19 protein-coding genes are annotated in these 26940 nt (G+C 75.0%); 15 read left to right on the top strand and 4 right to left on the bottom strand.

Annotated elements, in window-relative coordinates; all coding sequences use genetic code 11:
- Positions 1-30: 30 nt before the first annotated feature.
- The 3 genes from ACFYZB_RS00640 to ACFYZB_RS00630 all read left to right on the top strand — a co-directional run bounded on the left by ACFYZB_RS00640 (position 31) and on the right by ACFYZB_RS00630 (position 2793).
- On the top strand, positions 31-708 hold the full coding sequence (locus ACFYZB_RS00640) for a uracil-DNA glycosylase (protein ID WP_388752570.1): 678 nt from the start codon (positions 31-33) through the stop codon (positions 706-708).
- Entirely contained in the window at positions 705-1679 is a 975-nt protein-coding gene (locus ACFYZB_RS00635) for an N-acetylglucosamine kinase (protein WP_388752567.1), read from the top strand. The genes ACFYZB_RS00640 and ACFYZB_RS00635 overlap by 4 nt, the downstream gene beginning before the upstream one ends.
- 187 nt (positions 1680-1866) lie before the next feature.
- On the top strand, positions 1867-2793 hold the full coding sequence (locus ACFYZB_RS00630; RefSeq protein WP_351205320.1) for a hypothetical protein: 927 nt from the start codon (positions 1867-1869) through the stop codon (positions 2791-2793).
- 96 nt (positions 2794-2889) lie between these two features.
- On the opposite strand, the gene ACFYZB_RS00625 is transcribed toward ACFYZB_RS00630, so the two are convergent.
- Positions 2890-3927, bottom strand: coding sequence for a lactonase family protein (locus ACFYZB_RS00625; protein ID WP_388752564.1), 1038 nt, complete (start codon positions 3925-3927; stop codon positions 2890-2892).
- Between the two features lie 463 nt (positions 3928-4390).
- A complete protein-coding gene (locus ACFYZB_RS00620) occupies positions 4391-5881 on the bottom strand; it encodes an FUSC family protein (RefSeq protein WP_388752561.1) in 1491 nt (496 codons plus the stop codon).
- A gap of 242 nt (positions 5882-6123) precedes the next feature.
- Between ACFYZB_RS00620 and ACFYZB_RS00615 the strand changes: the two genes are divergently transcribed.
- From ACFYZB_RS00615 to ACFYZB_RS00605, 3 genes are all read left to right on the top strand, one after another.
- A complete protein-coding gene (locus ACFYZB_RS00615) occupies positions 6124-6600 on the top strand; it encodes an Lrp/AsnC family transcriptional regulator (RefSeq protein ID WP_055707893.1) in 477 nt (158 codons plus the stop codon).
- A gap of 20 nt (positions 6601-6620) precedes the next feature.
- A complete protein-coding gene (locus ACFYZB_RS00610) occupies positions 6621-7316 on the top strand; it encodes an HAD family hydrolase (RefSeq protein ID WP_388752559.1) in 696 nt (231 codons plus the stop codon).
- Positions 7317-7423: 107 nt separating this feature from the next.
- A complete protein-coding gene (locus tag ACFYZB_RS00605; protein WP_388752557.1) occupies positions 7424-8887 on the top strand; it encodes an MFS transporter in 1464 nt (487 codons plus the stop codon).
- Positions 8888-9095: 208 nt separating this feature from the next.
- Here the strand turns inward: ACFYZB_RS00605 and ACFYZB_RS00600 are convergent, their stop codons facing one another.
- On the bottom strand, positions 9096-9857 hold the full coding sequence (locus ACFYZB_RS00600; protein WP_388752554.1) for a LysR family transcriptional regulator substrate-binding protein: 762 nt from the start codon (positions 9855-9857) through the stop codon (positions 9096-9098).
- Between the two features lie 58 nt (positions 9858-9915).
- Between ACFYZB_RS00600 and ACFYZB_RS00595 the strand changes: the two genes are divergently transcribed.
- The 7 genes from ACFYZB_RS00595 to ACFYZB_RS00565 all read left to right on the top strand — a co-directional run bounded on the left by ACFYZB_RS00595 (position 9916) and on the right by ACFYZB_RS00565 (position 24421).
- Positions 9916-10317 (top strand): DUF5997 family protein, encoded by a 402-nt coding sequence (locus tag ACFYZB_RS00595; protein WP_388752552.1) that lies wholly within the window; start codon positions 9916-9918, stop codon positions 10315-10317.
- A 139-nt stretch (positions 10318-10456) separates the two neighbouring features.
- Positions 10457-11311, top strand: a complete 855-nt coding sequence (locus tag ACFYZB_RS00590; protein ID WP_388752549.1) for a DUF4132 domain-containing protein — start codon at positions 10457-10459, stop codon at positions 11309-11311.
- Positions 11308-16314 (top strand): hypothetical protein, encoded by a 5007-nt coding sequence (locus ACFYZB_RS00585; protein WP_388752546.1) that lies wholly within the window; start codon positions 11308-11310, stop codon positions 16312-16314. The genes ACFYZB_RS00590 and ACFYZB_RS00585 overlap by 4 nt, the downstream gene beginning before the upstream one ends.
- Positions 16315-16603: 289 nt before the next feature.
- Complete coding sequence (locus tag ACFYZB_RS00580) at positions 16604-17773, top strand: AAA family ATPase (protein ID WP_388752544.1); 1170 nt, start codon at positions 16604-16606, stop codon at positions 17771-17773.
- Between the two features lie 179 nt (positions 17774-17952).
- On the top strand, positions 17953-21693 hold the full coding sequence (locus ACFYZB_RS00575) for a DUF5682 family protein (RefSeq protein WP_388753462.1): 3741 nt from the start codon (positions 17953-17955) through the stop codon (positions 21691-21693).
- Positions 21690-23423, top strand: a complete 1734-nt coding sequence (locus ACFYZB_RS00570; RefSeq protein ID WP_388752541.1) for a hypothetical protein — start codon at positions 21690-21692, stop codon at positions 23421-23423. Before ACFYZB_RS00575 ends, ACFYZB_RS00570 begins: the two co-directional genes overlap by 4 nt.
- Before the next feature lie 206 nt (positions 23424-23629).
- On the top strand, positions 23630-24421 hold the full coding sequence (locus ACFYZB_RS00565) for a response regulator transcription factor (RefSeq protein WP_388752539.1): 792 nt from the start codon (positions 23630-23632) through the stop codon (positions 24419-24421).
- 25 nt (positions 24422-24446) lie between these two features.
- On the opposite strand, the gene ACFYZB_RS00560 is transcribed toward ACFYZB_RS00565, so the two are convergent.
- Positions 24447-24587 (bottom strand): hypothetical protein, encoded by a 141-nt coding sequence (locus ACFYZB_RS00560; RefSeq protein ID WP_388752537.1) that lies wholly within the window; start codon positions 24585-24587, stop codon positions 24447-24449.
- 203 nt (positions 24588-24790) lie between these two features.
- Here ACFYZB_RS00560 and ACFYZB_RS00555 point away from each other — a divergent pair, with 203 nt between their 5' ends.
- Together ACFYZB_RS00555 and ACFYZB_RS00550 are read left to right on the top strand one after the other, a co-directional pair.
- Positions 24791-24994, top strand: a complete 204-nt coding sequence (locus ACFYZB_RS00555; RefSeq protein ID WP_020943502.1) for a cold-shock protein — start codon at positions 24791-24793, stop codon at positions 24992-24994.
- A gap of 88 nt (positions 24995-25082) precedes the next feature.
- Positions 25083-26762 carry a DEAD/DEAH box helicase gene (locus ACFYZB_RS00550; RefSeq protein WP_388752533.1) on the top strand — a complete coding sequence of 560 codons (1680 nt, stop codon included), beginning with the start codon at positions 25083-25085 and terminating at the stop codon, positions 26760-26762.
- The last annotated feature ends 178 nt before the right edge of the window (positions 26763-26940 follow it).

Genomic DNA, 26940 nt, shown 5'->3' with positions numbered 1-26940 from the left:
CGGGCGGTGCGCGGCAGTAGGGTGACGCCCGTGGCACCACGACCCTTGCATGAAATCGTCGAACCGGGCTGGGCGAAGGCCCTGGAACCCGTCGCGGAACGGATCGCCGGGATGGGCGACTTCCTGCGCGCGGAGATCGCCGCGGGACGCACCTACCTCCCGGCCGGACCCAACGTCCTGCGGGCCTTCCAGCAGCCGTTCGACGACGTACGGGTCCTGATCGTCGGTCAGGACCCGTATCCGACCCCGGGGCACGCGGTGGGCCTGTCGTTCTCGGTCGCGCCCGAGGTACGCCCGCTGCCGCCCAGCCTGATCAACATCTTCCGCGAGCTGAACACCGACCTGGGGCTGCCGCAGCCGTCCAACGGCGACCTCACACCCTGGACCCAGCAGGGCGTTCTGCTGCTCAACAGGGCGCTGACCACGGCACCGCGCAGCCCGGGCGCCCATCGCGGCAAGGGCTGGGAGGAGGTCACCGAGCAGGCGATCCGGGCCCTGGCGGCGCGCGGCAAGCCGCTGGTGTCCGTCCTGTGGGGCCGGGACGCCCGCAATCTGCGTCCGCTGCTGGGCAGCCTGCCGGCGGTGGAGTCCGCGCACCCCTCGCCGATGTCGGCCGACCGCGGGTTCTTCGGCTCGCGCCCGTTCAGCCGGGCCAACGACCTGCTGATCGAACAGGGCGGACAGCCGGTGGACTGGCGACTGCCGTGACCGTCCCCGGTTATCTGGCGGTGGACTCCGGCGGCTCCGGTCTGCGGGTCGCCGTCGGCGTGCCGGGCCGGGCGCCCGCCGCACAGCGGGAGTCACGGGAGCCGGTCCGCACGGGTGCGCGGGGCATCGATCCCGCCCATCTGATGGCCCAGCTCGTCCCGCTGGCCCGCGCATCCGCGGCGGAGGCCGGAGTGGACGAGCTGGGCACGGCCGTCGTCGGCGCCGCCGGCTTCGCCACCCTGGGCGACGCCCTGCGCGCCGAACTGCCGGCCGCCCTGGCCCGGGAGCTGGGTGTACGGCACGTGGCGCTCGCCGCCGACGCCGTCACCGCCTATGTCGGCGCCCTCGGGCCGAGTCCGGGCGCGGTGCTCGCCGCGGGTACCGGGCTGGTCGCGGTCGGCACCGACCTCACGGCCTGGCGCCGGGCCGACGGCTGGGGCCATCTGCTCGGCGACTGCGGCAGCGGCGCCTGGATCGGGCGGGCCGGCCTGGAGGCCGCGCTGCGCGCCCACGACGGCCGGGACGGCGGCTCCGCACCGCTGCTGACCTGCGCGGAGGAACAGTTCGGCCCGGTGCGCGGGCTGCCGGGGCTGCTCTACCCGCGATCCGACCGGCCCGCCGTGCTGGCCTCCTTCGCCCCCCGGGTGGCCGCGTGCGCCGACCACGACCCGGTCGCCGCGGGCATCCTGCGCGCCGCGGCCCGGCACATGGCCGAGTCCGTCGCGGCCGTGTGCCCGGCGGACGGACATCCTCGAGTGGCGCTCACCGGCGGTCTGTTCCGGCTGGGCGAGCCCCTGCTCACGCCCCTGCGGGAGGAGTTGGCGAGCAGGGTGCCGCAGGCCCGGCGGGTGCCGGCCGAGGGCGACCCCCTGCACGGCTCGGTACGGATCGCGAGCGACCTGGCGGCCGGCCGACTCACTCTGCCGAGTGATCCGGTCATGCTCAGCGTGGCCCCCGCGCAAGGCGATTGAGGCACCCGCGAAGACGGCTTGTTCCCCCTTATAGCCCCCTTATGACCGCTTTATCAGCCCATGCGCCCGGCACGTGCCCGGAACATGTGTCGTCGCTGTGCAACTCATCAGACAAAACCGGACGGATACCGCTCACCTGCACCCTCCCCGAACGGAGTAACCCAGGAAGCCAGTAACATGCGGCGCCATGAGCACCCCCACTGGGCCCGAGTCCGGCCTGCCCGTACGAATGCCGCGACCCCGCCAGCCCGGACGGCACCGCCGGCCGGAACCGCTGGTGGCTCCCGAGGACGCGCCCGCGCTCGCCCTCGCGGTGCCCGGTGCGCCCAGCGCCGCCACGCGCGCCCTCGCCGAGGAGGTCGTGAGCATCGCCCGCTCCGAGCTGCCCGGCCTGGACGCCCGGATCGGATACCTGGACGGGGACGACGCCGAGTTCCCCACGCTGCGGACCGTGCTCGTGCGCGCGGCCGAGGAGCGCGCGGCCCGTTACGAGCAGGCCGTCGCCGCCGGGGTCGAGGGGGTCAAGGAGCCCGACGGCCCGGTCGCCGTCGTCGTCCCACTGCTGGCCGGTCCGGACAGCGCCCTGCTGCGGCAGATCCGCCAGTCCGTGATGGACAGCCGGGTCGCCGCCGATCTGACCGACGTGCTCGGCCCGCACCCGCTGCTCGCCGAGGCGCTGCACGTGCGGCTGTCCGAGGCGGGGCTGGCCCGTGCCGACCGCGCGCGCCTGTTCACCGTGGCCACCGCAGCGGACGGCATCATCCTGGCGTCCGTGGGCGGCGAGGAGGCCGTGCAGGCGGCCGGGATCACCGGCATGCTGCTCGCCGCGCGCCTCGCCGTGCCGGTGATGGCGGCGGCCCTGGACCAGGAGGGCTCGATCTCCTCCGTGGCCGAGCAGCTGCGTTCCTCGGGCTCGCAGCAGCTGGCCCTGGCGCCGTACCTGATCGGCCCGGAGATCGACCCGGCGCTGCTGGCGGCGGCCGCCGAGGAGGCGGGCTGTGCCACGGCCGAGGCGCTCGGCGCGTACCCGGCGATCGGCAAGCTCGCCCTCGCCAAGTACACGACGACGCTGGGCATCGCCCCGCCGCAGCCGCAGGGCATGCCGGTTCGCTGACCCGCGCCGGCGCCCACGGCACCCGTACGGCACAGGGCCCGCTCCCCCGCCCGGGAGCGGGCCCGTCGCCTTGCTGGACGCCCTGTCTCGGCGGGCTCAGGCGAAGACGACGCAGGAGGCCGCGGGGACCGGCACGTAGCCCTCGTAGCGGGGCAGCCCCGTCGCCTCGTCCACGGCGAACCACGTCACGTCGCCGGAGCGCTCGTTGGCGGCGTAGAGGAAGCCGCCGTGCTCGGCCAGCGCGCGCGGCCACTGCCCGCCGCAGGGCACCGTGCCGATCAGCCGGAGCGCCTCGCCCTCGACGGCGAGGATCGACAGGATGTCCTCGCCGCGGGTCGCGGTCCACACGAAACGGCCGTCCGGCGAGACCACGATGCCGGACGGATAGGCGTCACCGGCCGGGGCGCCGGGCAGCACGGGGACCTCGGCCAGCGGCTTGAGGGAGCCGGCCCCGACGTCCCAGCGGCACACGGTCACCGTGGGGGTGAGTTCGTTGACGACGTAGGCGTGCGCGCCGTCCGGGTGGAAGGCCAGATGGCGGGGGCCTGAGCCGGGACGCAGGGCGAACTCGCGGTGCAGGGCGGGGACGCCGTCCTCGAGGGTGCAGATCCGCACCGAGTCCGTACCGAGGTCCACGCTGACGGCCCACCTGCCACTCGGGTCGGGCTGCACCTGGTGGGCGTGCGGCCCGCGCTGGCGCCGGTCGTGCGGGCCGGAGCCGGTGTGCTGGAGCCGCCCGGAGGGCTTGGCGGCGAGAGAGCCGTCCGGACGCACGGGTACGGCGGTGACGCTGCCACAGCCGTAGTTGGCGGTCAGCACATGCCCGGCGTACAGGCCGAGGTGGGTCGGTCCGCTGCCGTCGACCCGCACCGGGGGTCCAGCGAGTTCCGGCCGGTCGCCTTCGACGCGGTAGGCGGCGACGGTGCCCTCGGCCCCCTCGCTGACCGTGTAGAGCGTCTCCCCGTCCGGCGAGAGGACCAGGTAGGACGGGTCGGGTACGTCGCGCACCGCGGTGCGGAGGAGCAGGGCGCCGCTCTCCGGCGCGACCTCGGCGGTCACGAGGCCGGGGCCGCCCGCCGCCGTGAACGAGCCGATGAAGGCCCGGCGCCTGCCGGGCCTGCCGTCCTGTGCCACCGCTGTCCCCTCTCGGTCGACCCGTCCGGGGCCGACGGTAGCAGCCGATCACGGCCGGTCTAGACCAAGAGGCGGGGGTTGTCGGCGGTTCGTTCCCTCACGGGAGCCGTGTCCACCGCTCCTGCGGGCCATGTGATCGCAGCGGAGCCGCGTGCTTGCCTCGCGAACCGGTGGCGGCACCTCCGGCTCCGTCCGTGCCTCGCGGGCACGTCCCCGTCCGCGCCTCGCGGCTCCACGCACCCGCCCTCGCCGGCCCGCATCCGTACCCCGCGCCCCGGTGTCCCGCCTCCCGAACCTGCGTCGGTGCCTCGCGACATCCCTGCGCCGGCACCGCGGCCTCAAGCACAGCGGGCCCGGACCCCACGACTCGCATCCCCGACGTCCCAGGCTCGCGGCTGGTCAGCGCACCCCGGCGTGTGCCCCGCGCTCAAATCCCCCTCGGCGGCACGTCGGCGGTGATCGGTCAGGCTCCCACCAGTCGCGAGCCCGTCGGGGCCCGCAGGGGTTCGGCCAGGTCGGTGAGGGCGCGTTCCAGGCCGTGCAGGTGGGCCAGGGCGGGCTCGGCGGGCGGCTCGGCCGGGCTGTGGACGGGCTCGGGGCGGCCCGCGGTGAGCGACTCGACGGCCGACTCCACGCGCCAGCAGGCCGCGGCCAGGCGGGCGTCGTGCGAGGCCTCCGGATCGGCGGCGACCGCCACCAGGCCACGCACCTCTCGGGCGCAGTCGTCGAGGAGCGCGAGGACCCGCCGGGCGCGCCGCTTGCGGGCCGGCATCGGGTTCAGCGGGTGCACCAGCGGGGCCACGGCCAGCCGGACCCGGCCGAGCAGTTGCTCCAGTTCGGCGACGCGGGGCGCCGGGTCCGCCGTACCGGAACCCGCGAGCCGGGCCGCGGCCTCGGCCGTACAGGCGTGGACGCACCGCAGGGCCCGCTGGATCCAGGCGTCCGTGATGGCATGGGTGGTGACCGGCAGGACGAACAGCACGGCGAGCCCGGCGCCGAGCGCACCCACACCGGTCTCGGCCAGACGCAGTGCGAGCAGGCCGGGGCTCAGGACGCCGAGGAGGCCGTAGAGCAGTTCGGCGAGCAGGGTCACGCAGAGCATCATCCAGGTGTAGGAGACGGCGGCCGTGTAGAAGATGCCGAAGACGGCGACGGCGATCAGGACCGCCGTCGGGACCGGCGCGCCGCCCACGGGGACGGCGAGGAGGAAGCCCAGGCAGATGCCGATCACCGTGCCGAGGACCCGGCGGAAGCCGCGTACCAGGGTCTCCCCGCGCGAGGCGGTGTTGACGAAGATCCACCAGGTGGCGCCGACGGCCCAGTACCAGCGCTGGCCGGACACGAGCTGGCCCACGACCAGCGCGAAGCCCGCGGCGGCGGTCGCCTGGACGGCCTGCCGGGTGGTCACCCGGGCGAGGCCGCGCCCGGCGGGCGGGGCCGGTACGACGGCCGGGGGCAGCCGGCGTTCGTAGCACCACAGGCCGAAGCGCACCAGCGCCGCGCTGAGCACGGACAGCAGCACGGCGGCGTACAGCTCCGGCAGCTGCGCCGGGGTGGCGTGCAGGAACTGGGCCACGAAGAAGGTCATGAAGGAGAACACGCCGAGGCTGTGCCCGCGCGGGCCCCAGCGGCGCGCGTACACCCCGGCGCCGACGACGGCCAGGAAGACGAGGTCGCGCGCCACGGGCACGGCGTGCAGCTCGGCCGCGGCGGCGAGCACCGGCACACCCACGGCAGGCAGCAGCGCGGTGGTGACGGCCTGCCCGCGCACGGTGGGGTCGGTGACGGTGAACAGGGCGAGGAGGGCCGCGAGGCCGCCGGTGACCGCGCCGATGACGGACTGACCGGCGAGGAAGCAGACCACGACCGCGAGGCCGATGCCGAGGACGGCCCGCGCGGCGAAGCGCAGGCGCGCCCGCCCCGGGTCCGGAGCCACGAACATCCTCTTCAGCACTGCTGCCCTCCCCATGGAAACCGGAATGGAACACCGGCACAGAAAAGGCGCCGCGGAGGTCCGCAGCGCCATCGACGAGTCCATGAGAGCACCAACGACGTCACTGGCTCAAGTGTGCCCCGAATCGCTGGGCCATTGGCCCAGCAGCGCGCATGTGGTCACGCCGAGCGGAAGGCCAACGGACCAGGTCGAACGGCACAGGCGCAGATAAGACCGCTGAGCCATTGGTACAGTCGTCCATCATGGCCGTGGACGAACTCGACACCCGCATCCTGCGACTGCTCCTGGAACAGCCGCGCACCAGTGTGCGCGAGTACGCCCGCATCCTCGGCGTCGCCCGCGGCACGCTCCAGGCCCGGCTGGACCGGCTGGAGCGGGACGGCGTGATCACTGGCACCGGCCCCTCCCTCTCCCCCGCCGCCCTGGGCCATCCGGTGCTGGCGTTCGTGCACATCGAGGTCACCCAGGGCCACCTGGACGACGTGGGGGACGCGCTGGCCGCCGTACCGGAGATCGTGGAGGCGTTCTCGATCACAGGTGGTGGCGATCTGCTCGCCCGGGTGGTGGGCCGGGACAACGCCCATCTGGAGGACGTGATCCAGAAGCTGATCAGCCTGCCGGGCGTGGTGCGCACGCGTACCGAGGTGGCGCTGCGCGAGCGCGTCCCGCACCGGCTGCTGCCCCTGGTGGAGTCGATCGGCCGGGCGGCGCGCGCCTGACGCTTGGCATGCTGGAGCGCATGAGCGATCTCGGCGTCCTCTCGGTCATCTTCGATCTCGATGGAACGCTCGTGGACAGCGAGCCGAACTGGTTCGAGGCGAGCCGGCTGACCCTGGCCGGGCATGGCGTCCCGGACTACACATGGGCGGACAACGAGGCCTACGTCGGCATCGGCAACCAGGACGCGACGCGGCTGTGGAAGGAGCGCTACGGCCTGAGTGCGCCGGCCGAGGACCTGCTCGCGGAGCTGAACCGGCGCTACCTGGAGATCGCCCGCACGCGCACCCCGGTGTACCCGGAGATGCGCAAGTTCGTGGAGCTCCTGGCCGCCGACGGGGTACCGATGGCGGTCGCGTCGGGGTCCTCCCCGGGGGCGATCGAGGCGATCCTCGCGGGTACGGGCCTGGGCGCCTGTCTGCGCACGGTGGTGTCCGCCGAGGAGGTGCCGCGCGGCAAGCCCGCCCCCGACGTACTGCTGGAGGCGGCCCGGCGGCTCGGCGCGGACCCGGGTGACTGCGTGGTCCTGGAGGACGCGGCGCCCGGCGCGGCCGCCGCCCACGCGGCCGGCATGCGCTGCATCGCCGTCCCGTACGTGGCCGCGCAGGCCGACATGCCCGAGTTCGCCACGGCGACCCTGCTGCTGCGGGGCGGCCAGACGGAGTTCACGGCACAGTCCGCGTACGCGTGGCTGCGGGCCGCGGCGGAGTCCCGCTGAGCAGCACCGCAGCGCCTTGGGGGCGAGGGGGTGCCCAGGCCCGTCGGCGTTACTGCCGTGGACGTTCCCGCCGTGCGCGGGAGGCGGTGGCTGCCTAGCGTGATCCCATGACTACAGAACGGGGTGGGCCGGCCCCGCACGACCGACGGTGGAAAGCGCTCGCCGTCTGCCTGACCGCGGCCTTCATGACCTTGCTGGACACCTCGATCGTGAACGTGGCGCTGCCCTCGCTGGAGCGCGGGCTGGATGCCAGCACGGCCGAGCTGTCGTGGGTGATGTCCGGCTACGCCCTCACCCTCGGTCTGGCCCTGGTCCCCGCGGGGCGGCTCGGTGACCTTCGCGGACGGCGCCAGACCTTCCTGACCGGGCTCGCACTGTTCACGCTCGCCTCGGCGGCCTGCGGGCTGTCCACCGGCGCCGCCTGGCTGGTGCTGTTCCGGCTGGTCCAGGGAGCGTCGGCGGGCCTGATCGCGCCGCAGACCTCGGCGCTGATCCAGCAGATGTTCCAGGGCGCGGAACGGGCGCGCGCGTTCGGCATGATGGGCAGCACCATCGGCATCTCCACGGCGGTCGGCCCGCTCGCGGGCGGTCTGCTGATCCAGGCGGCCGGCGGTCCCGACGGCTGGCGCTGGGTGTTCTACGTCAACCTGCCCATCGGCGTGGCCGCCTTCTGCGCCGCCCTGCGGCTGCTGCCCCGCTCCCCCGGCTCGCCGGGCAGACGCGAGTGCTTCGACGTGCCGGGCGTCCTGCTCCTCGGCTCCGGTGTGCTCGCCCTGATGCTGCCCCTGGTGCAGGAACAGCAGTGGCACGGCCGGCCGAAGTGGGCCCTGCTCCCGGTGGGCGCCGGGCTGCTGGCCGCGTTCTGGGCATGGGAGCGGCGCCAGGGGCGGCGCAACCAGGCCCCCCTCGTCGACCTGCGGCTGTTCTCGCTGCGCTCCTTCTCGCTGGGCGCGCTGCTGAGCCTGGTGTACTTCGGCGGGTTCACGACGCTGTTCTTCGTCTACACGCTGTTCCTGCAGAACGGCATGGGTTACGGCGCGCTGGCGGCGGGCCTGTCGTCCATGCCGTTCGCGGCGGGCTCGGCGGCCGGTGCCGCCGCGGGCGGCCGCCTGGTGGTGCGCTTCGGCCGCAAGCTGGTCATCGCCGGGCTGTGCACGGTGGCGGCGGGGATGCTCGGGGTCGTCGCGGCCGTGCACTGGGTACCGGGCCGGGGCGTGGCCTGGGCGGCCGCGTTCCCGCTGCTCGTGGCCGGCATCGGCTCCGGCCTGACCATCTCCCCCAACACCACGCTCACCCTGTCCCTCGTGCCCGTACGGCGGGGCGGGGCCGCGGGCGGAGTGCTCCAGACCGCGCAGCGCATCGGCTCGGCGGCCGGCGTCGCCGTGGTGGGCTCGGTGTACTTCGCCCACCTGGCCGGCCACGGCACCCCCGCGACCGCACTCCAGTACGGCCTGCTCACCTCGGCCGGCATCATCCTCCTGGCCCTCTGCCTGGCCTGCGCCGACCTGCGGGAACGCCGGATTCACGCCCAGCCGGAGCAGCAGCGGGAGCCAGCACGGCAGGGTGTGTAGGGCCGGTTGCGGATGCCTGCACGGCACGCCGGGCGATCCGAGGCCCGCCTCACCGGAACCCGGCCGCCAGAGCCCTGCGGGGCGTGGACCGCGCCCGTCTGAACGACCGGCGACGCGGCAGCAGCAGGTGCCGCTGGAGCCGGTGCCGGCGGACTCGGACTCGGCCCGGGGCCTGTTACCGGCGCCGCCGGAGCCTCCGCGCCGGCCCTCACGACCTCCGGCGCGGCTTGCCCCGCCTGGGTGTCTGCTGGCCACCCGCCTTGCGGGCGCGCGGACTGCGGCCCGTCGGCTTCGGGGCCGGCTTCTGCCGGGTGCCGCTCGGTTCGGAGCGCTTGCGCTGCTGCTCGGCCTCGGGCTTGGTCCGGCCGCGCGTGCTGTTGACGGTGCGGCCCCGGACGATGCCGATGAAGTCCTCCACCAGGTCGGTGGTGGCCTCCTCCGGCCAGGACAGGGCGACGCTCGACCGGGGGGCGTCGGTGACCGGGCGGTAGGTGAGGTCCTTGCGGTGGTGGAGGCGGGCCAGCGACTGCGGGACGACCAGGAGGCCGACGTTCGCGGCCACCAGCTCGATCGCGTCCTCTGTCGTCGCGGGGCGCTCGAAGGCGGGTTCGCCGGGTGGGCCGTCCCAGTCGAAGACGTCGTCCAGGGGGTGGAAGAGCACCTCGTCGGCCAGGTCGGCCAGAGTGACCTCGTCCGCGGCCGAGATCAGGTGGTCCTTGGGGACGACGACCACCGTGGTCTCGGTGTAGAGGGGGATCGCGCTGAAGAACGTGCGGTCCACGGGGAGCCGTACGAAGCCCGCGTCGGCGTCGCCCGCGCGCAGCACCTCGGGCGCCTCGGCGGCCGGGACCTGGACGAGGGTGAGCGGGATGTCCGGCAGCCGCTCGTTCCAGATCCTCACCCATTTGGCGGGCGTCACTCCGGGTACGTACGCGAGCCGGAACGACGGTGATTCCTCCGAGCCTGTCACCAGGCCAGGTTACCGGCCGTGGTCGGGACCGTGGCATGCGGCCGATACCCTTGGCCTCATGAGTTCGCAGCAGAGCACCCAGACGATGAAGCCCGCGACCGCGGCGAAGAAGCTGGGTGTGTACCTCCCCGCCACCCCCGCCTCGTTCCAGGAGGGCGTCGTCACGCGCGCCGAGCTGAACGAGCTGCAGGCGAACCCGCCGGAGTGGCTGAGCGAGCTGCGGCGCAACGGTCCCCACCCGCGTCCGGTGGTCGCCGCGAAACTCGGCGTGTCCATCGCCGGGCTCGCGCGCGGCGGGGTGACCGAGCCGCTGACCACCGAGCAGATCGAGGAGCTCAAGCAGCAGCGGCCCGAGTGGCTGGAGAAGGAGCGCGCCACCCAGGCCGAGGTCCGCAAGGAGGGCGCGCGGATCAAGCAGCTGAAGAAGGAGAAGCAGGAGCGCGCCGCCCGGCGCGACTGATCCTCCCCCGCTGTTCCGGTTTTCCCGGACGGCCTTTCCCGAACCTTTTTTCCACAACGCCCTCCGGCCCCGGAGGGCGTTGTCAGTGGCCTGCCCTACAGTTCCCGTCACTTGATCGACGCGGGTGCGGGAGGCACGTATGGGGTGGGTGTCGGCAGGCGACTACGAAGTCGCCCTCGACGGCGGGAAGGTGGTGTGCCGCAACGTGTCCGGGCGGCGGCTGAAGTCGGTGCCACCGAAGATCGCCGACGATCCGGCGGTCGTGGGCCTCAGGCAGCTGGTCGAGTGGCTGGAGCGGCACGAACGGCAGTGCCTGGCCACGGCCGAGCGGTGGATGGTCCGCTCGCTCCCCGTGCCGCTCGCCGTCGTCACGCGCGTGTGGCCCGACCCGGCCTGGCAGGCGGCGCTGCGCGACCTCGTGGTCACCGGTTCCGACGGACAGGTCGCCGGCTTCCTGCGGGACGCCGATCCCGAGCGCGGCCTGGGGCTGGTCGACCTCGACGGCGACACCGTGCGCATCGCCCCCGACCTCGTCCGCATCCCGCACCCGGTGCTCCTCGAAGACCTTCAGGAGCTGCGGGAGTTCGCTGTCGAGCTGGGCGTCGAGCAGGGCGCGCAGCAGCTCTTCCGCGAGGTCTGGCACCGGCCGGCGGCGCTCGACGCCGAGGCGACCGAGGTCGAGGACTACGCCGGTGGTTCGTTCAAGGAGCTGCGTTTCCTGCACGGCCGGGCCACCCAGCTCGGCTACCGCGTGCGCGGCGGACACGCCGTCTGTCCCGTCCTGGAGGACGGCCGTGGGGTCGAGGCCCGCGTGTGGGTCGGCGACTACGACGGCCACATGGAGACCGAGACCGGCCCGCTGGTCTGGTCCGGCCCCACCGGGCGGGCGCTGAAGCTCGGTCAGATCGGCCCGGTGGCCTGGTCGGAAGGCATGCGCATGGCGGCCGCGCTGTACGCGGGGCGGGACATCGACGAAGAGGAGCGGGCGGCATGACGTACGACGACACCACGGCGGCCGCGCTGCTGGACGCCGGCGCCGTCCTGCCCCCGGGCAGCACCACGCGCGAGGACGCCGACAGCCTCACCGTGCGCACGTACACCCACCCCGCCCTCGACGGCCGGCAGGTGGTCCGGCTGGTGCCGGGCACGCTGGGCGAGGCGGAGGATCTGGCGCTGGAGTTCCTGGGCCTCGCCCGTGAGCCCGAGGCACCCGAGGTGGGGCAGGTGCGCCGGGAGACGCTGGGCTTCCCGGCCTGGGCGCTCGTCAACGACCCGGCCAACGGACATCACGCGCTCGCCCTGGTGAAGGACGTCGAGCGGCTGGCGAGGCAGGCCAAGTCCCGCCCGGGCACCGCCAAGGAGGGATTCGAGGCGCTCGGCGCGCGGCTGGGCCGTGCCGTGCCGCACTTCCTGCCGACCTTCTACGAGCAGGCCGCGCGCGTCTTCCTGGAGCACGAGAACACCACGTACGCCGCCGCTTTCTTCGGCAAGGCCCGCGAGGCCGAGCGGGTGCACGCGCTCATGGTGGACGAGGAGCGCCAGCGCGCGGTCTTCCTGGAGTTCGCCTTCGCCGGCGCGCTGACCGTGAAGGCCCTCAAGGAGCATGTGCGGGACCTCGCCGTGCGGCTCGAACCGGCCGCGGCCTGGGCGCAGTTCCGGCAGCTGATCGTGGAGCGCTGTGCGGCCGGCATGCCGCCGTACGCCTCGCTGCCGCAGGATGCGCGGGGGCTGATCAAGGCGGCCGGCCTTCCCCGGGTCACCGAGGAGTGCGCGCTGGTCGCCGACCTGATCGCCTCGCCCGCGGCGGTCCGCGCGCCACGCTCCTTCTGGACCGCCTACCGCTCCGTGCTGCCGGTCCTTGCCGAGGAACGGCCGGAGATCCGGCTCCGGCTGCTGGAGATCATGCCCGCCGGTCTGGGCCGGGACGCCGAGGACGAGGAGTTCTGGCTGACCCTGCTCGCGGAGACCGGGTCCGACCGGCTGCTGACGGACGCAACGGCGGCGGCCGAGCACGGCGCCGATCCGGCGGAGTGGCTGACCCGCTGGGCCTCCTTCCGCAAGCACGGCGGTTCGTACTCGCGACGCTGTCCGGCCACGCTCGCGCTGGCCGGGCGCATGGCTCCGCTGCTGCGGGCCGCCGGCCGTCCGGTGGACCTGTGCACCGGCGGCTGGCACGCCGGTGCCGATCTCGATCTGCTGGACCTGTGCGCGGCCGAGCGCGTGCCGCTGACGCTGCCGGGCGCCGACGTCCCCGTGTATCTGCCGCTGCCCGAGTGGCTGCTGGACACCCGTGCCGGCCGGCGTGACCTGGTGGCCGTCGCAGCCGATCCCCGGCTGCGGCGCCTGCTGCACCAGGCCGTGGACAAGGTCGGCGGCCACCAGCGCAGCGAGCAGATGCTGAAGTCGGTCGCCGCCCATCCGGTCCTCTCCGAGGTGCTGCGGGAGTGGCTGGACGAGGCCGTCGGCGGCTTCCTGCGCGCGGCGGGACTGCCCGGCGCCCGTGCGGCGCTGGACCGGCTGCACCCCTTCCGGGTGATCGCCTCCGAGGTCGCGCCGGAGGCGGTGGCCCGGGTGGCCGGCCGCGAGGTGGCACCGCTGCTCGGCCGTACAGTGCGGGCGGGCATCCTCGACGAGCTGGGCTGGCCCGCCCTCGACGAGGCGCTGACACTGCTCGACGGCCGGACCAGGAAGGGCGAGGACGACTCACTGGCCGTGCACGAGGCCTGGCCCGCGCTGATCCTCTGCCGCGGGCTCAAGGCGGTCGTCGTCGGTCCGGAGCGGATCCTGCTCGACCACGACCTGCGCCTGCCCCACGACCTGGACCGCTGGCAGCGGCCCCGATTCCGGTACGTGGACGGGGAGTTGCTCGTGATGTGGCGGCACGGCAGCAAGCAGTACGGCTACTGGTCCGCGCGGCCCGCCGACGTGTTCGAGCTCGGTGGCGAGCAGCTGCCCTCCTGGTGGTCCGGCCAGGAGGCCGTCGTCCCGTCGATCCCGCTGGCCGGCGGCGGACGCACCACGGGTGGCCGCACCCTGCACGCGGGTGACACGGACCTGCCGCCGTGCCGCGCGGTCATCGGCGACGGCACCACGCTGTGGCGTCAGGGCCGGCAGGGCAGGCAGACGGTGTGGCTGGAGTACGACCCGGTCACCGGGACGCACGGCCGCGCGTCGCTCCCCGCGCTGCTGCGCTCCGCCGTCCGCGAGGAGGCCGCGCTGCTGCCCGGCGTGTGCGAGGTGCTGCCGCTGCAACCGGGCCTGGAGCACAGCCCGTTCGGCACCGACGGCACGGTGCTCGGGCGCTGGGTGCGCAAGGAGGGCGAGGGTGCCGAGGAGCGCCGTACGGCCGGAACGCCGGACGGCCGGACCGTCTCGGTCTCGGTGGACCAGGACGGCCGGGTGGGCGTTCCCTTCGGTGCGCTGCGGCTGCCCGGCGGCGCCGAGCCGGTCGTCGCCCAACTGCCCGGCCACCGCGCGCAGTTGTCCGGGACACTCGGGCTGTACGCGGGCGACGACACCTCGCCCACCGGCCTGCTGGGCCGGCTGACGCCGAACGACCGCGGCGGTGAGTACGCCGCCGGCACCCGTCTCCTGCCCCCGCTGCCCTTCTGGCACGGGCTGCGCCCGCGCGACGAACAGGGCTCGGCGGTGCTGCGCGCCCTGGCCGACGAGCAGGCCGCACAGCTGCTGCGGCTCACGGCCGAGGCGCTGACGACCCGTCAGGAGGCGCTGAAGGCGGCCGGCTCGGACGAGACGGCCAAGGCCGCCGTGCCGACCGCGGACGCCGTCGCCGTGCAGGTCGTGGAGCAGGTGCTGCCGGATCTGACCGACGGGCGGCTGCGCACCGGCGTCGCCTCGCTGGTCCGGTCTGCGTTGCGCATCGCCGAGTCGGCCGTCGTCCTCGCGACGCCCCCGGAGGAAGGGCCGAGGCAGCCGCGCAACCGGACCGATGGCATGTTCTCCGACTACAGCCCCGTGCACGGCGACGACCGCACGCTGAACACCGGTGTGTCGGGGGTGATCGGGCTGCACGGCGGGTGGTACGGCGGGCGGTGGAGCGTGCTCCGCCAGATCCGCGCGGTCAACCACGTGCTGTCCGGCAAGCCCGCCGACGGCAAGCCGCTGCCCGGCCTGGCCCGCATCGGCGCCCTCACGGACGGCTGGCTCAGCGAGGAGCACACCGTCCCGGCGATCGGCATGGTGTGGCCGCCCGTCCTCGGCGCCCTGCGGGCGCTGCTGTACCGGGCCGCGTCCCCCGCCCTGACCGACGCCCAGCGGGAACCGCTGCTGCTCCTGGCCGAGGCCCTCGCCGAGGGACCGCTCGTCGAGGCCGGCGGCACACTGCGGCAGGTGGTGCTGAGCGAACCGCAGGAGGAACAGCAGCAGCGCACCGGGCAGGTGCTGCGCAGGGCCGGACGCACGGTGGTGATCCTCGGTTCCCAGGGGGTCGACGTCCGGCGGGAGCGGGTCAAGTGGCTGGCGCTGGACCACGATCCGGCCGGGGTGTTCGGCGCCGTCGCGCACTTCACGCTGGAGCAGGAGACCCGGTACGCCCCGACGATCTCCGCCGAGGACCTGAGCGCCGTCACCCGTCTCGTCCGCGACAAGGGCCCCGCGCCCTGGCAGCCCGCGGCGCCCGGGGAGGTGGAGGCGGCGACCGGCGGCGCGCTGGGCCCGCTGCAGTCCACCGTCCTGGTCGCCGGGCTGCCGCAGGAGCCCGGCGCCGAAGCCCTGGCCACCATCGGCCTGAAGCCCCGGCAGCGGGAGTTCGGCGCCGCGCTGCTGCAGGGCCTGGGTGTGGAACCGCGGGCGGCGCTGATGGGGGCACTGCTGCCGGAAGACCCCGCCGCCCTGTGGACGACGGGACCGGACACGAAGGCCGCGGGACGCGTGTGGACCGAGCGGTTCGGCTCACTGGTCCGGTTGCCGGAGGACCTGGGCGCCGAGCTGTCCGGCATGGGCGCCGGAGGCGCCGGGGACGTGCTCAACCCGTCCCTCACCCCGTGGCTGAGCCGCACCACGGTCCTGCGTCCGGACAAGGACGGCAACCTCGTCCCGGAGGACCCCCAGGCGATGCCCAGCAGTTACGTCCTGACGAATGCCGTCGGCGCACTGTCCGCACTGGCGTACGTGCTGCCGTACGGCCATCCGCTGCGGCCCGCCCTGCCGGAGGGCCTCGCCGCGGTGCGCCGCCGGATGTCCGATCCGGAGCTGATGCTCGGCCTGGACGTGGAGTACACCGAGAAGGGCAGCTCCACCGCCGTGGAGCTGCGCAAGGTGTACGGACTGCCCCCGACCGGCGGCGCGGACGCGTACGGCACCACGCGGGTCGGCGAGGCGCTCGCCCTGCGCCCCTCGTACCGCGACACCGAGACCGTCCTGGTCCGGCCGGCCGGGCTGACCGGGCCCGACGACGCGGTGTTCGGGCTGCTGGAGGGCCTGGTGGGTCCGCAGCGCGGCCACGGCCTGCGCACGCTCCGCACGCTGCTCGGCGAGGATCTGGTCCGCGCGGTCGCGGCCGGCGCCGAGGGTCCCACGGGGTACGCCCAGGACCCGGCGGTCAGCGTGCCCGCGCTCGTCTCCGAGGTGGCCGCCGCGCACGGGCTGGGCGAGGACGCGGCCGCGCTCTACCTCCAGCTGCTGGCCCTGCCGGATCCGACCGACCGCAACTGCACCCGCTGGACCGGCTGGAAGCCCGCGCGCCTGAAGAAGGCCCGCGCCGAACTGGCCGCGACGGACCTGGTGGTGGAGGCCAAGCGGCCGCGCGCCGGGCGAACCCTGTTCCTGCCGTGCGGCTGGCGCGATCTGAAGTCGCCCGCGCTGCCGGTGGAGACCTGGAAGGAGGGCCTGTACCCGGTGCCGGGTCACCGGCGCGCGATACCGACGGTCCCGGTGCCGGAGTTGTTCACGCTCGCCTGGGCCCGCGTCCGGGCGGGCGACGCCCCGGCGTACGAACAGCTGACCACGCGCGCGAACCGCCGGGGGCGACGCCGATGACGCCCACGACGCCGGACTCCGCCGCGCAGGGCTCCCGGGCGCCGCACCACGCCGGGTCAGGCCCCACCACGCCGCACCTCACCGGCCTTCGCCCCACCGGACGGGGACCCACCCCGCCGCGCCGCACCGCGCCGTGCCTCATCGCGCCGGGCTCCGCCGACTCGGGCTCCGCCGCGTCGGCGGGCGCCCGCCCGCTTTCCGCGGCCGCCGGCTGCTGTGCTCTCCCCGCGGCACCCGGCCGCGCCCTGCCTCCGATCTTCTCCCGCAGCACCTCGAAGGAATCCCGCCGATGACCACCGCACTCGCGCCCGGCGCGACCCGTCAGATCGTCCCGCCCGAGGACCGGTACGCCGTCGAACTCGCCTTCCTCGCCGCTCACGACTCCGGTCCCCGGCCGCCCGCATGGCGGCTCACGCCCCGCGCCGTCGTCACCTTCGTCATGGGCAGCGACGGCCGGGCACTGCGGCTGCCCGACGACGCGGAGGCGCCGGAGGGGGTGCCGCGCCGGATGGAGATCAGCGGCAAGTTCGTCGGTGACCGCGCGCTGGTGGAGCGGTGTGTCGTCACCCTGGCCGGTGAGCGGGGCCTGCTGCTCGTCGGTGAGCCCGGCACCGCCAAGTCCCTGCTCTCGGAGCTGCTGTCGGCCGCCGTGTGCGGCACCAGCGGGCTGGTCGTGCAGGGGACGGCCGGTACGACCGAGGACCAGCTCAAGTACGGCTGGAACTACGCCCTGTTGCTCGCGCAGGGGCCGAGCCGGCAGGCGCTCGTTCCGTCGCCGGTGCTCACCGCGATGGCCCGGGGTGCGATCGCCCGGGTCGAGGAGGTCACCCGCTGTCTGCCGGAAGTGCAGGACTCCCTGGTGTCGTTGCTGTCGGAGCGGCGCATCGCCATACCCGAACTGGCGGTCAGTGAAGACGCGTTGGCGCATGCGGCCCCCGGTTTCAACCTCATCGCCACCGCCAACCTGCGGGACAAGGGCGTCTCGGAGATGTCGGCCGCGCTCAAGCGCCGCTTCAACTTCGAGACGGTCGGCCCCATTTCGGACCTCGACGCCGAGACGGCACTGGTGCGCGGCCAGGCCCGGGCGTCGGTGGAACGGGCGGGTGCGCCCTTCCAGGTGGACGATGCCGTTCTGGAGGCCCTGGTCACCGTCTTCCGTGATCTGCGGGAGGGCCGGTCTGCGGAGGGCTGGGAGGTGGAACGCCCGTCCACGGTGATGAGCACCGCGGAGGCCGTGTCCGTGGCGGGCGCGCTGGGGCTGGCCGCGGCGTACTTCCCGGGCGACCGGGACGTGCTCGGGCTGCTGCCCGGCCATCTCCTCGGTGTCGTACGCAAGGACGACCCGGCGGACGGGGCGCGGCTGCGCGGCTACTGGGACGGCCCGGTCCGGCGCCGCGCCGAACAGGGTTCGGCGACCTGGCGCACGCTGTGGGACCTGCACACGGTCCTGGAGGGCTGACGGCCGTGTCCCCTGTCTCCCCGGCCGACGCGTCGACCGTGCCCGAACCTGCTCCCGACACGGACTCCGCGGCCGTCGTGGAACCCGGCTCCGGCTCTGCGCCTTTCGCCGGCTCCGACGCGGGCTCTGCGGCCTTCGCCGATCCCGGAGCTGCCGTTGCCGCCCTGACGGACCCGGCGGTGCCGTATCTGATCGGGGTGAGGCACCACGCGCCCTCCCTCGCCGCGGCCGTGCCCGCGCTGCTGGACGCGGCCCGACCGGAGGTGCTGCTGGTCGAGCTCCCCGCCGAGCTGCAGACCTGGCTGCCCTGGCTCGCCCACGAGGAGACCAGGGCTCCGGTCGCCCTCGCCGCGGCACGCCGGAACGGGGGCGGAGGCCCGGCGTTCTACCCCTTCGCCGACTTCTCACCCGAACTGGCTGCCGTGCGCTGGGCGGCGCGGCACGCGGTACCGGTGATCGCGTGCGATCTGCCGCTGGCGGACCGGGCCTGGGGAGGGACGCGGGAGTCGGACGAGAAGGCAGAGGCAGCGAGAGCGCCCCGGGTTCCGGCACCGGAGGCCGACGGAGAGGCAGGGGCACCCGGGGCCCCGGCGTCGGCGACCGACGGAAAGGCCGGGACGCCCAGCGCCCCGAGCCCATGCACCAACAGGGACCCCGAAACACCAAGTGCCCCGGCCCCGCTCGCAAGCGAGTTGCCCGGAGCACCCGATGTCCGGGCGGTGAAGGGGGGCGGGCCCGGCACCGGTACCGCCACGGCCGGGATCACCTCGGGCCTGCGTTCCCGGCTCACCGGCCGCCCCGGGGACGACCTGTGGGACCGGCTCGTCGAGGCCGCCGCTCCCGGTTCGCCGCCCGAGGCGCTGCGGCGGGCCGCATTGTTGACGGGGTGGGCGCTGCGGGAGGAGGCGATGGCCTCCGGCGGGGTGCCGGAGCTGGACCTGCGGCGCGAGCAGTGGATGCGCTCCTGTCTCGCCGCGGCCACGGCGAACGGCGAGCGCGCCGCCGTACTCGTCGGCGCCTTCCACGCCCCGGCGCTCCTGCCGCCGGCCGCTCCGAGCTCGCCGACCGCACCGACCGGCGAACGAGGCGCCGTCGTGGCGGCGCGGGCTCCCGCCGCCGGGAGAGCTCAGGGTCCTGCCGCGGCGTGGACGACCTCCCTCATCCCCTACAGCTACGCCTTGCTGGACGAACGCTCCGGCTATCCGGCCGGCATCCGTGACCCGGAGTGGCAGCACCTGGTGCTGGACGCGGCCGGTGACCCCGTCGCGCTGGAGGGCGCGTTGACGCGGGCCGCAGTTCGGGTGTGTGCCGAGTTGCGGGCGCTGGGCCATCCGTCGGGGCCCGCCGACGCGCGGGAGATCGCGCGGCTGGCCGGTGACCTCGCCCGGTTGCGGGGGCTGCCCGCGGCGGGCCGGGGTGAGCTGGTCGAGGCGGTGCAGACGGTGCTCGCGCAGGGTGAGCCGTACGGTCGGGGACGGGCCGTTGCCCGCGCGATGGAGCGGGTGCTCGTCGGGACGCGCACCGGCCGCCCGGCCCCGGGCGCACCGCGCTGCGGACTGGCACCGGCGGTCGAGGCGGAACTCGCCGGGCTGGGGCTGCCCGGCCCGGCGGAGTCCGCTCAGGGTGCCGCGCGCGACCTGCGCCTGGACCCGCTCCGCTCGGACCTGGACCGCCGCCGGGAACTCCTGCTGCGGCGCCTGGCCGTGTGCGCGGTGCCGTACGGCGAGCCCGAGGAGGTCGCCGGCACGGGCGGCGCCGAGGCGCTCACCTCGCGCTGGGAGGTGCGTTGGACACCGGCCACCGCGGGCATGCTGACCGCGGCCGGCCTGCGCGGAGTCACGCCGGCGCAGGCCGCCGAGGGCGTGCTGCGGGAAGGCCGACGGGCCGAGCGGGACGAGGGCGGACCCACGGCGGCGCAGACCCTGCGGGGGCTGGCGCAGGCGGCGGATTGCGGCCTGCCCGAACTCGCGGACGAGCGGCTGGCCGACACCGCCGAGGTGCTGCCGGCCTCCGGCACACTGCCCGAACTCCTGGCCGGACTCGCCCTGTTGGACCGGCTGCGGGCCGGGCACATCGCCGGACTCGGCGACGACGGGGAACGTACGGCGCGGGCGGCGGCGGTCGCCGAGCTGCTGACCGCCGCCGCGGTGCGCCAGGTCGATGGGCTCACCGGCTCCGAGGACCCCGCCGACGCACACGCCCTGCTGGAACTCGCCCACCGCGCCGACGCGTTGGGCGGCATTCGGCTCACCGACGCGCTCGCCCGGCTGGCGGCCGGCGGTTCCCCGCTGATGCGGGGCGCCGCCGGAGCCGTACGCGTGCTGCTGGGACAGCAGGAGGCACGGGCGTTCGGCGACCGGGTCGCCTCCTGGGTGGACGGTGCCTGCGATGCCGGGTCCCGGGCGGCGCTCACCGCACGGCTGACCGGCCTGCTGACCGCGGCCGGTCCGCTGCTGGAGTCGGCGGCGCCCGCGCTGGAACCCCTGCTGCGCCGGATCGTCGAGCTGTCCGACCGGGACTTCCTCGACCGGCTGACGGCGCTGCGCGGCGGCTTCGACACGCTCAGCCCGGCCGCCCGCGACCGGCTGCTGGCCACCGTCGAGCGGCGACTGGGCGGAGAACGTCCGGACGACACCGGCGGCGTCGATCCCGCGACCCTCGCCGTGTGGACCCGCGCCGACCTCGCGGCCCGCGAGGCCCTGGCCGCCTTGGGACTCCTCCCTGCTCACCCGCCCACCGAGGCCACCGCGCCCACCGATGCGACGGACACCGGGGATCCGGCGGCGCCGGTCCCCCTCGCCGCCGACGACGACCACCGGCTCGCCCCGGTCGACCGGTGGCGTCTGGTACTGGGCCGCAGGAGCAGCGGGCTGTCCGGCTCGGCGCAGCGCCTGGCGACCGCTCTGGACGAGTTGTACGGCAGCGGACGCGGCGAGGGAAGCCGTGGCGATCTTTTGGGCCGAGGCGATGGCGGGCGCGGGGCGCCGTATCCCGGGGTGCGGGAGTGGTCCGAGGAGCTGGCGGCACTGTTCGGGCCGGGCATCCGGGAGGAAGTGCTGGAGGCGGCCGCGGCGGCCGGCCGCCAGGACGTCTTCGCGGAGCTGGATCCGGACGGCGTACGGCCGTCCGTCGACCTGCTGCGCTCGGTGCTGCGGCACGCCGGAGGCCTGCCGGAGGCCCGGCTGGCCGCGCTGCGCCCACTGGTCCGGCGCCTGGTGGACGCCCTGACCCGGCAGTTGGCGACCCGGCTGCGCCCCGCGCTGCACGGCACCGCCCTGCCCCGCCCCAGCCGGCGTCCCGGCGGCGGCCTCGACCTGCCCCGCACCCTGCGGGCGAACCTGGCCACGGCCCGCCGGATGCCGGACGGCACGGTGCGGGTCGTCCCCGAGCGACCCGTCTTCCGCAGTCGCGCCCGGCGGTCGGCGGACTGGCGGCTGATCCTGGTCACCGACGTGTCGGCATCGATGGAGGCGTCCACGATCTGGGCGGCGCTCACGGCCTCGGTGCTGGCCGGCGTGCCCACCCTGTCCACGCACTTCCTGGCCTTCTCCACCGAGGTGATCGATCTGACCGACCACGTCGAGGACCCGCTCGCCCTCCTCCTGGAGGTCAGGGTCGGCGGCGGCACCCACATCGCCGCCGGGCTGCGGCACGCGCGCGAACTGGTCACCGTGCCCTCGCGCACGCTCGTCGTGGTCGTCAGCGACTTCGAGGAGGGCCACCCGGTCGGCGGACTGCTCGCCGAGGTCCGCACCCTGGTCGGCGCCGGCTGCCATGTGCTGGGCTGCGCGAGCCTCGACGACTCGGGCCTGCCCCGCTACTCCACCGGAGTGGCGGGACAGTTGGTGGCGGCCGGCATGCCGGTGGCCGCGCTCAGTCCGCTCGAACTGGCCCGCTGGGTAGGGGAGAAGATCGCATGAGCCAGGGCACGAGGCAGGAACTGCCCGCGGTCGCCCCGTCCGTGACCGCCGAACTCGTCGCGGCGCTGTCGCCCCGGCTGCGCAAGCGCCTCGACGCCGGCATCACCAAGCTGGCGGGCCGGCCCACCGTCCGCGACGGCGACACGGTGCGCATCGCCGTCGATGACGACACCGATCTCGAACTGCACGCCCCCGGTGGCTCGGTGACCACCGCGGACGGCATCCGCTGCGGTTGCCTGCTGGCCCCGGACTGCCTCCACCGCGCGGCGGCCGCCTCGGCGGCTCCCGTCGCCGAGGAGAGCAACTCCGGTGATGGCGAGGGTGGTTCGCAGGAGGCGGTGGTCGTCGCCGAGGGGGAGGTGGCCGAGCCGGAGTGGGCCGACGCCGCGCAGCGCGCCGCCGCACTCGCGCTGCGCGCCGCCGCGGCCGCCGTGCTCGAAGCCGGTGCGGACGGCGCGGGGGCGGTCGTCCAGGCGGAGCTGCTGCGGGCCGCGCACACGGCACGGCTCGCGGGGCTGCACCGGGCCGCCGCCTCGGCCGTCTCCGTGGTCACCGCACTGCGCGCGGCCCGCGCGGGCGACCCGGCGTACCGCCTGGTGGACCTGGTCGGCGGCCTGCGTGACGTACTTGCCGTGGCGCACCGCGTCCCGCACGCCACCGGCGCCGAACTGGCCGCCCTGCGCGGCACCGCTCGGCAGCCGTACCGCCCGGACGGCTCGCTGCGGCTGTACGGCCTGTTCTCCGAGCCGGTGCTCACCGCGAGCGGCTACGCGGGTGCCGTGACCTGGACCGCCGACCCCGAGGGGCGGCTGTACCAGGTGTCCGATGTCGCTCCGGGCGGTGCCGGGCGTGCGGTGGGCGCGGCCGACCGGCCGGTCAGGCTCGGTGACACGGCCCTGACCCACCGCGAGCTGTCCCGTGCCGGCCTCGCGGTGTCGGGGGCCACGGTCTCCCCCACCGGCCGGCTCGGGGCGGGCGCCGGCGTGCGGGCGGTCGGGGCGCCCGGTGCCGGCTGGCACGAGGAGCCGCTGGACCGGCTCTGGACGGTCCCCGTGGCCGAGCAGCTCACCCGTGCGTTCAACGGCGGCCATGACCTGCTGTTCCTGGAGGTCACCCTGCTCGGTACGGCGGTGGAGGCGGCGGGCGGCTGTCTGCTCGCCGGATGCGACGGCGTCGTACTGCGGCTGACCGCCGCCCACGACCACCCCGCGCTCGCGCACCGGGACAACCTGCGTCTGCTGGCCGCCGCCCGGGGCACCACGCTCCGGGTCGTCGCCCGGCTCACCCCTGCCCCGCACCCCAGGGCCCGGCTCCTCGCAACCGAGCATCCGGCGCAGCCCGGTATCCGGGTCGACGTGGGTCTGGACCGGCTGCAGCGCGCCGACCTGCCGCTCGCGCCCGCCTCCCCGGTGCGGCCGGCCCCGAGTGCCGAGGAGGCTCCGGTCCATCTGCTGCGCCGCCGCGTCCAGCAGGCGGTCTGCGGCGGGCGGCGGGTGCTGTCCTTCCCCGGCGACGCGGGCGCCGACGCCCGGCGGCTGGGCCGGTCGGGGCTGGCCACGGCGGGCGGTCTGCTGGGGGAACTGCATGCGGCGGCGGCGGAGCGCTCCCGCGATGTGTTCGGCCGCCTGCTGCCGGCGGACCCGGACCGCTTCGCCCGCGCCTGGCTGGCGGCGGCCCGCTACACCGAGGAGGTGGACCGCGCACTGTGCGTCGCGGCCTGGTCCGGATAGCGAGAGGGCCCGCTCGGCCCGCGGGGGCCGAGGCACACGACACCGGACGGGCCGCCGTTCCCCCGTGCCGGCGGCCCGCCGGACGTACGTCCGCACAGGCCGGTGCCGCGGGTTGCAGTGTGCGACGGCCGGGGGCCGCCGGGGTATGCGTACAAGTACGTACGCGGACGGGGAGGAGGGGCCGCGGGGCAACCGGAGAGGGACAGGTGGGACTCGACAAGGCCTACGAACGCATGACGGCGGTCGCCGTGGCGGCGCTGCACGAACGGGAGCCCGCGCGCCTGTGGCCGATGCTCGCCGGTGCCCTGGCGGACCTGTGCGGCGGCGAGGCGGTGATCCACAAACTGGACGACTGGAGCGAGCGCGCGGGCACGATCGGTGCGGCACCCGATGCTGCCGCGGCCGAGCTGCAGCGGCTCGGGGAGGCCGACCTGGCCCTGCTCCGCGCGGGCTATCCCTTCGCCCGCCACTACGCGAACCGGACCGACCGGATGCCCGTCACCGCCCATCGGGCGGCGGGCAGGCGCTGGCCGCACAGTCCCACGGCGCGTCTGCTCGGCGCGGCGCTCGACGTGCACCACGTGCTGGGTGTGCCGCTGCCCGACAGCACCACCCCGGTCACCGGGTGCCTGGTCTACCGCGCCGGCCGGGACTTCACCGACGACCATCTCGCCATGGCCGAGCGCGCGCAGCCACTGCTGGCGGCCGTGGAGCGACAGCGACGGCTGCTGGAGGAGTGGCGGCGCGGGCTCGGTCCCGGCGGCGCGACGGACGAGCGGGCGGTGGACTGCGCGCTGACGCCGCGCGAGACGACCGTCCTGCTGCTGCTCACCGACGCGCTCACCGCCGATGCCATCGGCCGTCGCCTCGGGATCTCCGTCCGCACGGTGCACAAGCACGTCGAGAACATCTACCGCAAGCTGGGCACCCGTGACCGTCTGGGCACCGTACTGCGAGCCCAGCGGCTCGGTCTCGTGCCGTCGCCCGGACCACCCTGAGCCTGGGCTCGGCCTTCGTGATTCGTCACGGTGGACCGGTCCGCGGGAGGACGCGGAGCAGGCCCCGCTCCCCGTCGGCGGCGACCCGGTTGGCCGTGTCCTCCTCGTCGCCGCTCTCTGCGGCCGCCGCCAACTCCTCGCGGAGGGCGTCCAGTTCGCCGTTCACCCCGCGCCGGGAGGGCCAGCGGGTGAACCGCCGGCCTCCGAGCCGGCGAGCCGATGCGGATGCGAACTGTGCTAAGGTTCCGGAGTTGCAGTTGTGGTACCCATGAACCTATGTGCGCCTGACAGGAATGCTTTCCCTTCAGGCGCATTATTTGTTTTCCGGCATCTCCGGATGGGGCCTCTGCCTACAGAACGGAGAAGGTCATGGCGCAGGGAACCGTGAAGTGGTTCAACTCTGAAAAGGGTTTCGGCTTCATCGCGCAGGACGGCGGCGGCCCCGACGTCTTCGCCCACTACTCGAACATCGCGACCCAGGGCTTCCGTGAGCTCCAGGAGGGCCAGCGGGTCTCCTTCGACGTCACGCAGGGCCAGAAGGGCCCGCAGGCGGAGAACATCGTCCCCGCCTGATCGCCGGACGCGTATTCCGCTCACCGGGGTCCGCACCGTCACGGTGCGGACCCCGGTTTGTGCTGTTTCCAGGAAGGCAGACAACCGCATGCCCCGCAGACCCCAGAAGCCGAACCGGCGCGCCTCGTCGCCCCAGCCGTCCGCGTCGTCCGCGTCGTCGCCGCGGGAATTCCGGCTGCCGGAAAACACGACACCCGCACTTCCCGCCGTCGAGGACTTCGCCGCTCTGGACATGCCCGCGGGGCTGCTGAGGACCCTCACCGAGCAGGGGGTGACCACTCCCTTCCCCATCCAGGCCGCCACGCTGCCCAACTCGCTCGCCGGCCGCGATCTGCTGGGACGGGGACGCACCGGCTCCGGCAAGACCCTCGCATTCGGACTCGCGCTCCTGGCCCGCACGGCCGGACTGCGCGCGGAGCCCAAGGCACCCCTCGCCCTCGTGCTGGTGCCCACCCGTGAACTCGCCCAGCAGGTGACCGACGCGCTGACCCCCTACGCGAGCGCGGTCCACGTCCGGCTGGCCACCGTGGTCGGCGGGCTGTCCATCACGAAGCAGGCCGCAGCCATCCGTCGGGGCGCGGAGGTACTCGTGGCGACTCCCGGCAGGCTCAACGACCTCGTGGAACGCGGGGACTGCGAGCTCGGCAGCGTACGCATCACCGTGCTGGACGAGGCCGACCAGATGACGGACATGGGCTTCCTGCCGCAGATCACCAAGCTGATCCAGCAGGTACGGGCCGACGGGCAGCGCATGCTCTTCTCGGCCACCCTGGACCGCAACATCGACCGCCTGGTGCAGCGGTTCCTGACCGATCCCGTGGTGCACTCCGTGGACCCGTCCGCGGGAGCGGTGACCACCATGGAGCACCACGTGCTCCACGTCCTGGACGAGACCGACAAGAAGGCCGTCACCACGCGCATCGCAGCCCGTGACGGCCGGGTGATCCTCTTCCTCGACACCAAGAGGTCCGCCGACCGGCTCGCCAAACGGCTCCTGGCCGTCGGTGTCCGCGCGGCGGCTCTGCACGGGGGCCGCTCCCAGCCGCAGCGCAACCGCACCCTGGAACAGTTCAAGAACGGCCAGGTCACCGCGCTGGTGGCGACGAACGTCGCGGCCCGGGGCATACACGTCGACGACCTCGACCTGGTCGTGAACGTCGATCCGCCCACCGACCACAAGGACTACCTCCACCGGGGCGGCCGCACGGCTCGCGCCGGCGGCTCCGGCAGTGTGGTCACCCTGGTCCTGCCCGACCAGAAACGGGACGTCACCCGGCTCATGTCGGACGCGGGCATCCGGCCCCGAACGGCCCGCATCAAGTCGAGCGACGCGGAACTGGCCGCCATCACCGGCGCCCGCGAGCCCTCCGGTGTGCCCGTCACCATCGAGGTCCCCCAGCCGGCGACACCGACGGCGTCCCGCCCGGCCCGGAAGACCGGCACCGAGCCCGGCAAGCGGTCCGGCCGCCGGCGAAAGGGCGGCGGCGCAACGGCAACCGATGCCGCCAACAGCACGAGGGACCGGGGCTCGAACCGCCGGACCACGGCCGGGGCGGCGGTGGCGGGCGGCCCTTCCGCAGGCAGCGGCCGCGGTTCTGCCCGCCGCAGGGCGGATGTCGGCTCGGACCGCCGCGCCGGGGACGGGGCGGCGACCGGTGCTGCCTCCGGCAAGGCTGTCCGCGGATCCGGCCGACGGGCGGCGGCCCGCGGCACTACCGGCGACCACGTCCCCGGACGCCGGGGCGGCCGGGGCAACTCCGCACGCTGACTCGGATGATGCCGGCCTGCCCTCGCCCCTTTCGCACGGGTGAGGCAGGCCCGCACGCAGGCCCGCGACGAGTCCGGGGCGACGGCCGCGTGCGGTTCGGTGAGCAGGAGACGGTGCAACGGATCGTAGACACCGGCCTCAAGCCGTAGGGCCCGCCGACGCCGGCGGGCCGCCGGCC

The organism is Streptomyces sp. NPDC001852 (assembly GCF_042891825.1).
Classification (GTDB): Bacteria; Actinomycetota; Actinomycetes; order Streptomycetales; family Streptomycetaceae; genus Streptomyces.
This window is presented reverse-complemented; position numbering and strand designations above follow the sequence as displayed.